The 14,866-nt window shown below is 58.7% G+C and carries 13 protein-coding genes; 3 read left to right on the top strand and 10 right to left on the bottom strand.

What is annotated here, in order from left to right:
• The first annotated feature begins 133 nt into the window (after positions 1-133).
• The gene (locus G5380_RS19255) at positions 134-1,147 is read left to right on the top strand and encodes a sensor domain-containing diguanylate cyclase (protein ID WP_227341660.1); all 1,014 of its coding nucleotides are present in this window, start codon (positions 134-136) and stop codon (positions 1,145-1,147) included.
• Between the two features lie 54 nt (positions 1,148-1,201).
• On the opposite strand, the gene ubiK is transcribed toward G5380_RS19255, so the two are convergent.
• A complete protein-coding gene (gene ubiK, locus G5380_RS19250; protein WP_005339429.1) occupies positions 1,202-1,459 on the bottom strand; it encodes a ubiquinone biosynthesis accessory factor UbiK in 258 nt (85 codons plus the stop codon).
• Positions 1,460-1,759: 300 nt separating this feature from the next.
• On the opposite strand from ubiK, the gene G5380_RS19245 reads away from it, so the two are divergent.
• On the top strand, positions 1,760-4,204 hold the full coding sequence (locus G5380_RS19245; protein WP_421353026.1) for a VolA/Pla-1 family phospholipase: 2,445 nt from the start codon (positions 1,760-1,762) through the stop codon (positions 4,202-4,204).
• A gap of 66 nt (positions 4,205-4,270) precedes the next feature.
• On the opposite strand, the gene glpG is transcribed toward G5380_RS19245, so the two are convergent.
• The 7 genes from glpG to G5380_RS19210 form a co-directional block, all read right to left on the bottom strand.
• A complete protein-coding gene (gene glpG / locus G5380_RS19240; RefSeq protein WP_265774920.1) occupies positions 4,271-5,104 on the bottom strand; it encodes a rhomboid family intramembrane serine protease GlpG in 834 nt (277 codons plus the stop codon).
• On the bottom strand, positions 5,101-5,424 hold the full coding sequence (glpE, locus tag G5380_RS19235; RefSeq protein ID WP_005355913.1) for a thiosulfate sulfurtransferase GlpE: 324 nt from the start codon (positions 5,422-5,424) through the stop codon (positions 5,101-5,103). Before glpE ends, glpG begins: the two co-directional genes overlap by 4 nt.
• A 122-nt stretch (positions 5,425-5,546) precedes the next feature.
• Positions 5,547-6,248 (bottom strand): ABC transporter ATP-binding protein, encoded by a 702-nt coding sequence (locus tag G5380_RS19230; protein WP_005339433.1) that lies wholly within the window; start codon positions 6,246-6,248, stop codon positions 5,547-5,549.
• A 10-nt stretch (positions 6,249-6,258) separates the two neighbouring features.
• Positions 6,259-7,032: a high-affinity branched-chain amino acid ABC transporter ATP-binding protein LivG gene (gene livG, locus G5380_RS19225; protein ID WP_219296971.1), complete on the bottom strand. Its 774-nt coding sequence runs from the start codon at positions 7,030-7,032 to the stop codon at positions 6,259-6,261.
• Entirely contained in the window at positions 7,029-8,297 is a 1,269-nt protein-coding gene (locus G5380_RS19220) for a high-affinity branched-chain amino acid ABC transporter permease LivM (RefSeq protein WP_216952426.1), read from the bottom strand. Before G5380_RS19220 ends, livG begins: the two co-directional genes overlap by 4 nt.
• The gene (gene livH, locus G5380_RS19215; protein ID WP_005339439.1) at positions 8,297-9,223 is read right to left on the bottom strand and encodes a high-affinity branched-chain amino acid ABC transporter permease LivH; all 927 of its coding nucleotides are present in this window, start codon (positions 9,221-9,223) and stop codon (positions 8,297-8,299) included. Before livH ends, G5380_RS19220 begins: the two co-directional genes overlap by 1 nt.
• A 66-nt stretch (positions 9,224-9,289) precedes the next feature.
• Complete coding sequence (locus G5380_RS19210) at positions 9,290-10,411, bottom strand: branched-chain amino acid ABC transporter substrate-binding protein (protein WP_227341657.1); 1,122 nt, start codon at positions 10,409-10,411, stop codon at positions 9,290-9,292.
• 434 nt (positions 10,412-10,845) lie between these two features.
• Between G5380_RS19210 and G5380_RS19205 the strand changes: the two genes are divergently transcribed.
• Entirely contained in the window at positions 10,846-11,850 is a 1,005-nt protein-coding gene (locus G5380_RS19205) for a substrate-binding domain-containing protein (RefSeq protein WP_005355925.1), read from the top strand.
• A 64-nt stretch (positions 11,851-11,914) separates the two neighbouring features.
• Here the strand turns inward: G5380_RS19205 and G5380_RS19200 are convergent, their stop codons facing one another.
• Positions 11,915-13,240, bottom strand: coding sequence for a 6-phospho-alpha-glucosidase (locus G5380_RS19200; protein WP_227341656.1), 1,326 nt, complete (start codon positions 13,238-13,240; stop codon positions 11,915-11,917).
• Positions 13,237-14,826, bottom strand: a complete 1,590-nt coding sequence (locus G5380_RS19195; RefSeq protein WP_227343141.1) for an alpha-glucoside-specific PTS transporter subunit IIBC — start codon at positions 14,824-14,826, stop codon at positions 13,237-13,239. Before G5380_RS19195 ends, G5380_RS19200 begins: the two co-directional genes overlap by 4 nt.
• Positions 14,827-14,866: the final 40 nt, after the last annotated feature.

Genomic DNA, 14,866 nt, shown 5'->3' with positions numbered 1-14,866 from the left:
TGGTTGGATTATCGCGGCGTTATCCCATTATTTTTCAATATTTTGGCTATGAATGGCTACTAATCTGGCTTGGCTGGTGGCATCTTTGTTTGGATTGACAAGAGCATCCATAGAGCAAGCACAAGGAGGCGCAGTGTTAAGCAAAGAGGCAAGGGGGCAACCCGGGTATGATCGGGAGGCACCCTGCGCGACTGAGCTGGCCGCCATGCCGGAACCCTCCTCCGGTGGTGATGCGTTTGCCCGTTTGCAGGCAGAGATCGCCGCTTTGCAGCATGAAAACGGCCTGTTGCAGGAGAAGCTCAATGCCGCCCTCGATGGCACCGGCATCTGTCTCTGGCAGGGCACCATTCCCACCGGCGAACTGCGGGTCTTCAATCTGCAGAACTTTCAGGCTGGCGATATGGCCCCTCATTTCGATCAGTGGAGCGCCAAGCTCCATCCCGACGATCGCGCCCATGCCATGGGCAGCTACTTTGCCCACCTTGAGAGGAAAACGCCCTTCTACGAAGCTGAATACCGCACCATCAGCCCGGCCGGGGAGATCACCTGGCTGTGGGATCGTGGTCGCGTAGTGGAGTGGGATGATGAGGGCAGGCCATTGCGGATCATGGGCTCCCATATCGATATCACCCAGCGCAAGGCTTATGAGCAGCGGCTGGCAGAGCGTGCCAACTGCGATGCGCTCACCGGCCTGCTCAACCGGCAGGGATTTGGCAAGGCGTTCGCTCTACAGCCGCCACAAGGGACGGGGGCACTGCTCTTTATCGATCTGGATGACTTCAAGGGGATCAATGACCAGTTGGGCCACGCTTGTGGTGATCAGGTACTGCAGCAGATGGCGGAGTGGTTGCGTCTCATTATGCCGGGCTCTGCCCTGTGCGGCCGTTACGGCGGTGACGAGTTTGTGGTTTATCTGCATCGTGATGTATCAAACCATGCTCTGGCTCATCTGGCCGATGCCCTGATCTGCCGGATGCATGGTTACGTGCCCAAACCCGGTTGCCCGCAGCGGGTGGGGCTGAGTATCGGCATCGCCCTGTGGGAGGAGCAACCATTGAGCTTCCGACAGGCATTGGAGGTGGCCGACCGGGCCATGTACGAGGCCAAGGCGCGCGGCAAGCGGGCCTGGTATCTGCTTCAGGTGTGATGCTTTTTACAGGTTCAATACAAAGCAAAAACCCCAGCTGAGCTGGGGTTTTCGTTATTCGCCTTTGGCGCCGAGCTGCTGCTCGAGCTGAGCCAGCTTGCTTTCGAGGGCGGCCAGTTTTTCCCGGGTACGCAGCAGCACCTTGGTCTGCACGTCGAACTCTTCACGGCTGACCAGATCCAGCTTGCCCAGCTGCGCTTGCAGTACCTGACGCATCTTCTTCTCGGCCTCTTCACCCATGCTGCGAATGCCGGGTGGCAGGGAGTTGTGCACCTGCTTGGCGATCTCTTCCAGTTTCTTCGGGTCGATCATGATGTCCTCCTTAAGCGTTGGCGGACATTCTACCGACAATTCCCTCACTTTGCCGAGATCGCGGCGGCTTTTTAGTCGTGATGGTGCCCGCTGGCTGGTCGGGTCTGGTTAATCACTCACTGTTGTTACCCTTGCGCCCCTTTGTTGACGTAAAACCTTGATTCTCGCCACAAACCTGAGCAGAAGATGACCAACATGAGTCTCGTTGGTTGTTGGTTTTATGTTAACGTCTTGCAGTCGCGGTCGTGATGGCCTCGTTGGCTGGTGATGGATAACAACCCTATAAAAAGAGAATAAAAAATGAAGAAGAAGCTAATTTATGCAGCTGTTGTCAGCGCTCTGCTGAGCGGATGTGGTGGAGATGACAACAAGGGAGATACTACCAGCTCCCTGGACTATGCCCTGAGTGGAGCCAATGGACTTCGCCCGAGTGTGCTGGCCCCCCGCGCCAGCGATGGTACCCTGAAGTTTTCGACAGAAACTGCTGATCTGTCGAACCCGGTATCTGCCCTCTCCACCCTTGATGGCTGGTCAACCACCCAACCCGTCCAGCTGGTACCGGCGACCGTGACCGGTGTCTCTGTGCCGGCCCCGGCGGCCAGCGAGTATGTCTCTGCCGTTGCGCCCCTCTACCTGCTGGAGCTGGTACTGGATCCGGTGACTCAGCGACCCGTTGGAGTGAAGAACAATAAGACTCTGACCTATGGCACTGACTTTGTGGTGAGTGATGGTGGCGGCAAACTCAATCTGGTTCCGCTCAAGCCGCTCAATCCCTCTTCCTACTACATGATCGTGGCGACCGACTCCCTCAAGGACAGTCGTGGTACGCCGCTCAAGGCCGGCGGTGATTACAGCAACTTCAAATCGACGGCTGGTGCAACCGCGCAGGAGCAGACCATCAGCAGCCTGATTGCGCTGCAGGAAGCGTTGTTCAAGGCCGCTACCGGGATTACCGGCGATCGGGTGATTTTCTCCGACTGGTTTGCCACCCAATCTGGCGCCGATGTGCTGCTGGCTGTGAAGGGAGCTGCGGCCACCGTGTTGCAGAGCCCGACCCTGGATGCCGCATCGTTGTGGAAGCAGGACGCCAAAGGCAACACCAGCCTGCCGGGGACCTATACGATTGATGCGCTCAATGGCGGGGTATCCTTCCTGACCCAGCTGGCGAACGAGCCATTCTTGCCTCAAGATGATCGGGATGCGATTGCTGCCGCTGTCGCTGCCAATGCCACATTGAACGGCATCGCGGCGGTGACCAAGGTGTATACCGGTGCCGTCAAGCTCCCTTACTTCCTCTCTACTCCAGCGATAGCCGGCTCCTGGGACAAGGCCAAGACCCAATCTTGGCATGGCGCCATTCACAGCCTCTATGCCATCGCCAATGCGTTGAAAGCGGGTGATACCGAGGTGATCGGTGGGCTGGTCGGGGCGGGTGTGGACCCAGTACTGCTGGGTGAGCTGATCGCCGATCCGAGCCGTCAGGCCGATCTGCTGAGGGAGGCGAGCAAGCTGATCGGGGTGACCCTCACCTCGGGTGGCAAGCCGCTGGATGCCGAGCGCAATATCGGTCGTTTCAACCCGCTGCCGACCCTGACCGAAGTACAATCTGTACCGCTGCGGATCTTTGCCCCCACCACTGACCTCAGCACTGTCACCGATGTGATCATCTATCAGCACGGGGTCACCTCCATCAAGGAGAACGCCTATGCGCTGGCGCTGAGCCAGATAGGTGCCGGGTTAGACCCATCAGTGAACAAGGTGGTTGCTGTGGTGGTGATCGATCACCCGCTGCACGGTGAGCGTGGCTATGCCCTGAGCGGCAGCATGGATACCGTCACCACCTCCGAGAACCCGACTCCCTATCTGAATTTGGGTTATCTGACGGTGGCGCGGGACAACCTGAAACAGAGCGTGGCCGATCTGCTTGGCCTTCGCCTGGCTGTCGGTCTGGCCAATGCCAAGGGGCTGGGTGGCCAATTGGGTGGTGCTGGTCTGAAGGTGCATTTCCTCGGTCACTCACTCGGTGCCATTACCGGGGCCAATCTGCTGGCTGTAGCCAACCAGACCACCGGCAGTGCTCAGGCTGATGCCCTGTTCAAGTTCGATACCGGCGGTCTTGCGATGCCGGGTGGCGGCATCGCCCCGCTGCTGCTCAACTCGCCGAGCTTCGGGCCGACCATCAAGATGAGCGTGCTCACCTCGGGCAGTCCTGAGTTGAAGGCCGGGTTTGAGGCTTATGCTCCCGGTTGCCAGACGGCGGTGCCGACCTGTTTCGTGAACGAGTTCCTGCCCAGTCTGGATGCGGCTACTCAGGCGGGGGCTGCGAGCACCTTGCAGAGCTATACCTTTGCCGCCCAGTCAGTGCTGGACTCTGCCGACCCGATCAATCTGGGCAGTGGCGTCGCCAAGAGCTTCCCGCTGTTCGCCACCGAAATTGTTGGTGATGGGGCGCTCAGCTTACCGGATCAGGTGATCCCCAACAGCATCGCCTCCGCGCCTTTGGGTGGTACCGAGCCGCTGTTCCGGGTACTGGGTTTGCAAGAGCTGAAGGGTTCCGGCGTGCTCCCGGCGGGTCACCATGCTGCGCGCTTCCTGAAAGGGGGCCATAGCTCGCTGCTGGCCCCTGACGAGAACTTTGATCCGACTGGCGCGGTCACCACCGAGAGCCAGACCCAGTTCGCCAGCTTCTTTATGAGTGGCGGTGCGGCGGTCAAGGTGACTGACGACACCCTGCTCAAGCAGTAACTGCGCAGACCATAAGCAAACGCCGCCCTTCGGGGCGGCTTTCTCGTTTCTGAAACTGCTGAATAATCAGGTCGGCTGGTGGTTGCGATCCAGCCAGCCTTGCAGCAGGCCGACCAGCAGGCCGGTCAGGTGGGCGATGTTGGCGGTGCTGGTTCCGAGCATGTCGAAGAAGCCGAGCACCATCCAGAACAGCATAAAGCCCATCAGCGCCGGTGGCAGAGTCAGGCCACAGGCCGGTTGCAGCTTGCTGCGCAGCCAGCAGTAGCCGAGCAGGGCATAGACCACGCCGGAGAGGCCGCCAAACAGCGGGCCGCTGGCGAAGAACTCGGCGATATTGGGCAGGGCGGCGCCCACCAGCAGCAGGATCAGCAGCTTGCCGCTGCCAAGGCGCTGCTCGATCTGACCGCCGAGATACCACCACCACAGCAAGTTGAACACCAGATGGAGTACCGAGAAGTGGATCAGGGCGGGGGTGAAATAGCGCCACGCCTGCCAGTCGGTGAACTGGGCCAGCGTCGGGTGGAATGCCAGTTCATCGTAGATGGGTAGGCCGATGGCCTCGATGCCGTAGATGGCGAGGCAGGCGATGATCACCACCAGCGTCAGTGGCCCCGCCTGATGGAGGAAATCGGTGATGGGATCCGTCATCCCCTTGCTGTAGTCGATGCGGGCATCGGCGCGGCCGGATTGCCAGGAGGCTTCCATATAGCGCGGGTGGCCCGGCTCGGCCAGAAAGCGCTTCACCTCCAGCTGGGCTTGGGCAAGGCGTAGCTCGTCCGCCAACCAGATGGTGACCCCCAGCTCGGACTGGGTCAGCTCGCAGGAGATCCCCAGGGTCGCCAGATAGTCCACCAGCGCTTGTGCCATGCGGGCGTTGTCGAGCACTAGCAGCTGGATCATGCCTCGCCAGCCTCGATGGGAAACTCCCGGCGCCACGCCTCGAAACCGCCATCCAGACTGTAGACCTCGTCATAACCCTGTTGCAGCAGGTATTGGGCGGCCCCCTGACTGCTGTTGCCGTGATAGCACATCACGATGACCGGGGTATCGAAATCCACTTCGTTCATAAAGCGCACCAGGGTGCCGTTGGTGAGGTGGAAGGCGCCGACCGCGTGGGCCGCTTCAAAGGATTGCGGGTCGCGAATATCCACCAGACGGGCTTCACCCGCGCTCAGTTTCTGGTGGGCATCATGGGCATTGATATGGGCAAACTGGTCCATCGGGATGTCCTGCGAATAGGTTGATTACGGGCCAGTGTACCGCAAGCTTGGGCGCAAACTAACCCCACAAAAGATAAGGGAGCCAGCGGCTCCCTTGTTGATATGGCATGCGGGTGAGTGGGTTAACCGCCCAGATAAGCCTGCCGCACCGCCGGGTTGGCCAGCAGGGCGGCGCCCGTGTCTTGCAGCACCACGTGGCCGTTCTCCAGCACATAGCCGCGGTCGGCCAGCTTGAGCGCCTGGTTGGCGTTCTGTTCCACCAGAAAGATGGTCATCCCCTTCTGCCGCAACTGTTCGATGGTGTCGAAGATCTGCTGAATGACGATGGGGGCCAGCCCCAGCGAGGGTTCATCCAGCAGCAGCAGGCGCGGTTTGCTCATCAGGGCGCGGCCGATGGCCAGCATCTGCTGCTCGCCGCCGGACATGGTGCCTGCGCGCTGCTCCAGTCGCTCATGCAGGCGCGGGAACAGGGTGAACACCTGATCCAGCAGGCCATGCTGCTCGGCCTTGTCGACGAAGAAGGCGCCCATCAGCAGGTTCTCCTCCACCGTCAGGCGGGCGAAGATACGGCGCCCCTCCGGCACCACGGCGATATCCTTGCGCATGATGCGGGCGGTGGTGAGGGAGCTGATCTGTTCCCCCTCAAACCAGATGGAGCCGCTGCTGGGCTTGGGCTCGCCGCAGAGGGTCATCAGCAGGGTAGTCTTGCCCGCGCCGTTGGCGCCGATCAGGGTGACGATTTCCCCCTCTTTCACCTCGACGCTAACATCGTGCAGCGCCTGAATTTTGCCGTAGTGGGTCGATACGTTGCGAAGTTCTAACATCTTGTTTTCCTTACGACTCGCCCAGATAGGCCTTGATCACTGCCGGGTTGTTACGGATCTCATCCGGCTTGCCATGGGCCAGCGGGGTGCCCTGGCTGACCACGAAGATGCGGTTGGAGATGCCCATCACCAGCTTCATATCGTGTTCGATCAGCAGCACCGAGACCCCGAATTCGTCCCGCAGGCTCATGATGAGCTCGTCCAGCTCGTCGGTCTCCTTCGGGTTGAGGCCGGCAGCAGGTTCATCCAGCATCAGCAGCTCGGGACGGGTCGCCATGCAGCGGGCGATCTCGAGGCGGCGCTGCTGACCGTAGGCCAGATTACCGGCGGCGCGGTTGGCAAGATCCTTGAGGCCCACTTTATCCAGCCAGAAGGCGGCCCGCTCCAGCCCCTCCTGCTCCGCCCGGCGGAAGGCCGGGGTCTTGAACAGACCGGCGATAAAGCTGGTGTTGAGGTGCTGGTGCTGGGCAACCAGCAGGTTCTCCACCGCTGTCATCTCCTTGAACAGCCGCACATGCTGAAAGGTACGCACAATCCCCTTGCGGGCGATGAGGTGGCCGGGCAACCCCTGGATCTCCTCACCCTTGTAGCGGATGATGCCGCCGCTCGGGCAGTAGAAGCCGGTCAGGCAGTTGAAGATGGTGGTCTTGCCCGCGCCGTTGGGGCCGATGATGGAGATCACCTCGCCCTTGTCGATATCCAGTTTTACCCCGTTGACTGCCAGCAGGCCGCCGAAGCGCATCGACAAATCAGAGACTTCCATTAACTTCTGATGAGTACTCATTTCTTCAACTCCAGATGCGGACGGGTCATCGGCAGCAATCCCTGTGGTCGCCAGATCATCATGAACACCATCAAGAGGCCGAACATCAGCATGCGGTACTCGTTGAACTCGCGGGCCAGCTCCGGCAGCACCGTCATCACGATGGCTGCCAGCACAACCCCGATCTGGGAGCCCATGCCGCCCAGCACCACAATCGCCAGCACAATGGCCGACTCGATAAAGACGAAGGATTCCGGGCTGATAAAGCCCTGCCGCGAGGCAAAGAAACTCCCCGCGAAGCCTGCGAAGGTGGCGCCTATGGTGAAGGCGGTCAGCTTGATGATGGTGGGGTTGAGCCCCAGCGATTTGCAGGCGATCTCATCTTCCCGCAGCGCTTCCCAGGCTCGGCCAAGGGGCATGCGCAGCAGGCGGTTGATGACGAACAGGGTCACCACCACCAGCACCAGCGCCATCAGGTAGAGGAAGATCACCTTGTGGTTGGCGTTGTAGGTAATGCCGAAGAAGTTGTGGAAGGTATCAAAGCCCCCATCCTTGACGGTGCGGTTGAACTCCAGCCCCCCCAGCGTCGGCTTGGGGATGCCGGAGATCCCGTTCGGGCCGCCGGTCAGGGTAGTCATGTTGTTGAGCAGGATGCGGATGATCTCGCCAAAACCCAGGGTGACGATGGCCAGATAGTCCCCCCGCAGCCGCAGCACCGGGAAACCGAGCAGGAAGCCGAAGGTAGCGGCCATCAGCCCGGCGATGGGCAGGCACTCCCAGAAGCTCAGTCCGAAGTAGGTGTTGAGTAGGGCATAGCTGTAGGCACCGACCGCGTAGAAGCCGACATAGCCGAGATCGAGCAGACCGGCGAGGCCGACCACCACGTTCAGCCCCAGCCCCAGCATGATGTAAATCAGGGTGAGGGTGGCGAGATCGATGGCGCCGCGAGAAGCCATAAAGGGCCAGCTCACCGCAAACAGCAGCACCAGCACGGCGGTGAGGTTATAGAGCTTGGGCGCCTCTTCCGGGCTCGGCAGCACCAGCTTGGTGAAGCCGACCGAGAAGCCGCTGATGGAGGCCTGAAACAGCTTGGCAATCTGGCCGCGCAGCATCTGGAACCAGAAAACAATGGTGGCGCCCCCCAGTAGCCAGGCCAGCGACACATCGAGGCGGCTCACTACCTGCAGGCTGGAGCCATCGGTCTCCAGCTTGAAGCCGAGCAGCCAGAAGGAGAGCACCAGCAGCACCAGGCTGGCGATACAGGCGTGGATCAATTGATGTTTCATCACACTTTCTCCACTTCCGGACGACCCAAGATGCCAGTAGGCATAAAGAGCAGCACAAAGATGAGCAGGGCAAACGCCATCACATCTTTGTACTCGGTGCTGAGATAACCGGCGGTGAGCGCTTCAACCACCCCCAGCAGCAGGCCGCCCAGTACGGCGCCCGGAATGCTGCCGATACCGCCCAATACTGCGGCAGTGAAGGCCTTCAGACCGGCCATAAAGCCGAGGTAGGGGTTGATGACGCCGTAATACATGCCGAGCAGCACCCCGGCCACGGCGGCCAGTGCAGCCCCCAGCACGAAGGTGATGGAGATGACCACGTGGGTGTCGATGCCCAGCAGATTGGCCATCTTGATATCTTCCGAACAGGCGCGGCAGGCGCGGCCCATGCGGGAGCGGCCGATGAACTGGGTCAGCGCCAGCATGGTGATGAAAGTCACCACGAAAATGATCAGCTGCATATAGGAGAGGCTGGCCTGAAAACCATCCTCACCCCCCAGGGTCCAGCCACCTGAGATCAGGCTGGGCATGGCGATATCCCGCGAGCCCTGAGCCATGCGCATCATGTTCTGCAAGAAGATCGACATGCCGATGGCGGAGATGAGGGGGATCAGCCGGTTGCCACCGCGCAGTGGCCGGTAGGCGACTCGCTCGATGCTCCAGCCATAGGTGCCGGTGATGATGATACTGACCAGGAAGGCGCCCCCCAGCAGTAGAAAGGTGCTGTCGATGCCCATCATCATGAGCCCCGCCATCACCATGAAAGCGACATAGGAGCCGATCATGTAAACCTCGCCGTGGGCGAAGTTGATCATGCCGATGATGCCATAGACCATGGTGTAGCCAATGGCGATCAACGCATAGGTGCTGCCTATGGTTAATCCGTTCAGCAGTTGCTGAACGAGATAAAGGAGGTGTTCGGACATACTGCGTTCCCTGTACTTGCCCGCAAAGAGAGGAGGGGGTGAGCGTACTCACCCCCGATCGGCAGATTATTTGACTTGGCTGGAAGTACCGTCAGCGTGCCACTGGAACACACCAAATTCGAAGCCTTTCAGGTCACCGTTAGGTGCCCAGGTCAGGGGGCCCATCACGGTATCGATCGGTGCGGCCTTGATGGCGGCGGCAACGGCGGCCGGGTCATCTTCACCCGCCTTGGCGATACCGGCAGCCAGGCTCTGCACCGCGGCATAGGTGGTCCAGACGAACGGGCCGGAGGAGTCCTGACCCTTGGCCTTGAACGCCGCCACCAGCGGGGCGTTGGCAGGCACCAGATCGTATTTGTTCGGCAGGGTCACCAGCAGGCCTTCGGAAGCCGGGCCGCCGATGGCGGAGATATCCTTGTTACCGACCCCTTCCGGGCCCATGAACTTGGCTTTCAGCCCCTTCTCGCCAGCCTGACGCAGGATCAGGCCCAGCTCAGGGTGATAGCCGCCGTAGTAGACGAAATCGACGTTCTCTTTCTGCAGCTTGGCGATCAGGGCGGAGAAGTCCTTGTCACCGGCGGTGATCCCTTCATAGGCCACCACCTTCACGCCAGCCTTGTCCAGTGCTGCTTTGACGCTGGAGGCGATCCCTTCACCGTACTGCTTCTTGTCGTGGATAACGGCGACGCGCTGGGGTTTGACCTGCTCGATGATGTACTTGGCGGCAGTCGGGCCCTGATCGCTATCCAGACCGATGGTGCGCAGAGTCAGCTGGTAACCGCGCTCGGTGATCTTGGGGTTGGTGGAGGCGGGGGTGACCATCAGGATCCCCTCGTCTTCATAGATGTCGGAGGCGGGCAGGGTATTGTCGGAGCAGAGGTGGCCGACCACGAACTTGACGCCATCATTCACCACCTTGTTGGCGATGGCTACCGCCTGCTTGGGATCACAGGCATCGTCATAGATGACGGCTTCGATCTGCTTGCCATTGATACCGCCAGCCTTGTTGATTTGCTCGACCGCCATCTTGCCGCCGGTGAACTGCATGTCCCCGTACTGGGCAACCGGGCCGGTGAGCGGGCCTGCGATACCTATCTTGATGGTGTCTGCCGCGTGGGCGATGGAGATCGATCCAAACAGAGCCAAAGAAACCGCTGCGCCAACTGTGATTTTGCTCAACTTATGCATTGATTCGTCCCTTAATCAGTGGATTGTTTCATTTACGAGTGCCATTCCGGATCGACATCCCGTGCATCCGGCTATAGGTATGGTTCTATCATTCCTCACGGGGCAATAACAAGCTGTTAAAGATACTAACCAGAGGGGGTGGGGTGGGCTTATTTTGAAATAAATGACCTGTCATTTGTGTTGAATTGGAATTTAGTATCGATTCTTCGCCTTAACATCTTGGTAACCAGAGGTGATTATGATGAAGCACAGAGGATTAGTCTGGTGATATTTTACTCTGATGGTGCTCCCATTTTGACCATTAATCGTTTGCGCAAACAGAAATGAGCGCCTAAATTAGCCGGCATTGACAATTCCGTGGCAGAGCCCGTTAAAACCAAGCCTTTATTCGGGAAATCTGCTAATGTTCCGCCTTTGACAGTCAGGAGACAGAGATGGCCACTATCAAGGATGTCGCCTCGCGCGCAGGCGTATCCATCTCCACCGTCTCACATGTGCTCAACCACACTCGGCGGGTCAGCGAAGACGCGACCCAGAAAGTGATTGAGGCGGTGGCAGAACTCAACTACGCGCCCAACTCGGTAGCGCGCAGTCTTAAGATAAATTCGACCAAGACCATTGGCATGCTGGTGACCACCAGCGTAAACCCCTTCTTCGCGGAAGTGGTGCAAGGGGTTGAAGCGTACTGCTTCGAACAGGGCTACAGCCTGATCCTCTGCAACACCGAAAACCAGCCGCCTCGCCAACAGCATTACCTGAGAATGCTGATGGAAAAACGGGTGGATGGTCTGCTGGTATTGGGGACCGATATCGACACCCCGTTGCGCGACATGCTGCGCATCCACAAGAACGTGCCGCAGGTGGTACTGGATTGGGGGACGGAGTGCGATTTCGCCAACGTCATCAACGACAACGCCCGCATCGGCGCCCGCATGGCCGTACGCCATCTGCTGGAGCTGGGGCACCGCGACATCGTCTGCATCACTGGCCAGCTCTCCAAGCCGACCACCCAGCAGCGGCTGGACGGGGTACGTGATGCGCTGGGCGAGCACGGTCTGACCCTCAAAGATGAACAGGTCTTTGAAGGGGATTACGAGAGCCAGAGCGGCTTCGATGCCATGCAGCGCATCCTGGCCCTGCAGCCTCGTCCGACCGCGGTCTTTGCCTTCGACGATCCCATGGCGATCGGCGCGATTTGCGCTGCCTGGGAAGCCGGAGTCAAGGTGCCGGACGATATCTCCATCATCGGCTACGACGATGTGGAGATGGCGCGCTTCTCCAGCCCGCCGCTGACCACCATCCGTCACCCGAAGGCCGAACTGGGCCAGCTGGCGGTGAAGCATCTGGTCAGCCGGATCCGCAACAAGGAGCTGGAAGTGGAATCGATGACGGTACAGCCCGAGCTGATCGTCCGTCGCTCGGTCAAACCGCTGCGTTAATCCGCACCCGTTGCCAACACGAAAAACCCCCTCTGTCACGAGGGGGTTTTTGTTTATGGGCGGTTTATTTCAGTTCCGGCCAGTAGGCTTTGTTGGCCTCTATCAAGTCATCGAGAATGGACTTGGCCACCGAGGCGCTAGGTACTGTCTTGGAGAGGGTGATGGCTTGCCACAGCTTCTGGTAAGAGTGCTCAACCCAGGCTTCGACCACCAGTTTCTCGACCGCGACCTGTTGGCCCATCATGCCCTGCTGGAACAGCGGGATGCTGCCCACCTGCAACGGCTCTGGCCCACTGCTGCCGACCAGGCAGGGGATCTCGACCATGGCTTCCGGGTCAAAGTTGGGGATAGCGCCGCGATTGGGTACGATCAGCAGCATCCGCTCCTGAGTGTTGAAGGCGATGGCGGTTGCCAGATCCACGATATAGGAGGCGTGTTCATCGATCTCCAGCTCGCCAGCTGCTGAGTTGCCTGCCTTGACGATCTCGGTGCAAGCGGTAAAGACCTGCTTCTCGCGGTGCTCCATTACTTCGTTGGCGCGAGTGTGTTCCGGGTTGGAGTGGGCCACCACATAGTCCGGGTAGAGGTAGTACTTCAGATAGGTGTTGGGCAGGGTATCCGGGTCGAGCGCCCATACATCCTTTGCCTTGGCGAAGGTATCGTTCCAGCTGGCTTCGGCATGACTGGCGCTGTTGGGCACATAGCCGTGGCGGGCAACGTGCTCCTTGATCTTCGGCATCAGGTCGTTGCCTTCCAGATCCTCGATGCGGGTCCACCAGCCAAAGTGGTTGAGGCCGTAGTAGCGTACCCGCATCTCTTTGCGGGATTTGAGACCGGCAATCTGGGCCATGCGCCCCTCGATCCCGATCGGCATGTCGCAGATGTTGAGAATTTTGGCGTTGGGACGCAGGCGACGGGTCGCTTCGGCGACGATGGCGGCCGGGTTGGAGTAGTTGAGCATCCAGGCATTGGGTGAGTACTGCTCCATATAGTCGACCAGCTCCAGCACTCCGCCGATGGAGCGCATGCCATAGGCGATACCGCCCGGGCCGCAGGTCTCCTGACCGACCACGCCATGACGCAGCGGGATCTTCTCGTCCAGCTCGCGCATCGGATATTTGCCAACCCGGATATGGGCCATGACGAAATCTACATCGCTAAACGCTGCTTTGGGGTCGGTGCCATAGCTGAAGGCGATCTCGGGAGCCTTCTCTTTCAGCAAGATTTTGCAGGCTTCGGCGATGATCTCCTGACGGGCACCATCGTTGTCGTAGAATTTGATCTCCTTGAGCGGGAAGCGATGCTGATTTTCCAGCAACATCAGAACGATACCTGGAGTAAAAGTGCTACCACCACCGGCAATGACTACAGAGAATTTTTTCATGATCATGACTCCATTACTAAAGACGATTGTTGATGACTGTTGTTCATAATCGATTCCATATTTTCACGTACCTGAGGTACATGCAGACCGATAATTACCTGGATACTATCGCCATGGCGGACGACACCATGGGCTCCCAATTTAATAAACTCCTCATCTGCATCTGCTAGCTTGCTGTTAACCAGCGATATTCTTAAGCGCGTGGCACAATTATTCAGACTGCGTATATTTTTGACTCCACCAAGCGCTTCGATAATTTGTGTTGCACTATCACTGCTACGCTGGTTTTTGGCTGCCTGATAATCTGACTTGGAATAAAGCTTTATTTCACTGTCTTCCCGGCCCGGTGTTTTAAGATTGAGCCTGATAATCAGCGCGCGGAATATCAGGAACCAGATGCCGGTAAAGACCAATCCGATAGCGATCTGGGTGAACATCATTCCCGCATGGTTGTGGAACATGGGTATCCAGTTCTGCGGCAGGAACTGGTCGAGCAGACCTCCACCCATGTTGCCGACCACACCAAACAGGTACATCACAGTCGACATGGTGGCTGCCAGCAGGGCGTGGATGGCAAACAGCAGCGGCGAGATGAAGAGGAAGGTGAACTCCAGCGGCTCGGTGATGCCGACCAGAATGGCGGTCAGGGTGGCCGGGATCAGCAGGCCTGCAACCTTGGCCTTGTTCTCTTTGGCTGCCGTGGCATAGATGGCCAGGGCAATCCCCATGGCACCGAAAATCTTCGAGTTGCCATGCAGGGCAAAGCCACCCTGAGGGAACTGTTCAATCAGCGGGCGAGTGCTCTGGCTGAACTCCAGCATGTGCTGCGCCCAGTAGAGTTGAATGCCCCCCTCTACTGCCGCTGGGCCGAAGATGAAGGGGCCGTAGATAAAGTGATGCAGGCCGGTCGGGATCAAAATCCGCTCGAGGAAGGTGTATACCCACACCCCGACCGGACCCGAGATCAGCATGAAATTCTGCAGGGAGGCGATGCCCATCTGTACTTTTGGCCAGCCAAGCAGGGTCAGCCAGGCACAGGGGATCATCACGAAGAAGGCGACAATGGTGACAAAGGAGCTGCCCTGAAAGATGCCGAGAAAGACCGGCAGTTGGCGATCAAACAGGCGGTTGTGCAGTGCCGTCACGGTGCCGGAGATGACGATGGCCCCTATGATGCTGGTATCCAGGGTCTTGATCCCCGCTACCATGGCGAGGCCACTTTCACCCCCTATATCCTGACTGAAGTCGACCCCGAAATAACTGCCCCAGGTCATGCCCATGGCGTTGATAAAATAGTTCCAGGTCATGAAACTGACCAATACAGCCAGACAGGCTCTGGCTTGTGCCTTATTTGCCAGACCGATTGGCAGGCCAATCGCAAATATAAGCGGCATATTCCTGAATACTGTCCAGCCACCCTCTTCAATAATATGGATGATCTGGAAGAATAATCCTTGTGGGTTTGCCAGTGATTCACCGACAAACATCGGGTTTTTCAGCATAATTGCAATGCCTACTACCATACCTGCAAAAGGAAAAAGCAGTACAGGAGTGAACATTGCTCCGCCAAAACGTTGAATTTGACTGAGCATATATTGTCCCTTGGTTGAAATAGCTAATCGAATCCTTGCC

Source organism: Aeromonas sp. 604443, from assembly GCF_049170315.1.
Classification (GTDB): domain Bacteria; phylum Pseudomonadota; class Gammaproteobacteria; order Enterobacterales; family Aeromonadaceae; genus Aeromonas; species Aeromonas veronii_A.
This window is presented reverse-complemented; position numbering and strand designations above follow the sequence as displayed.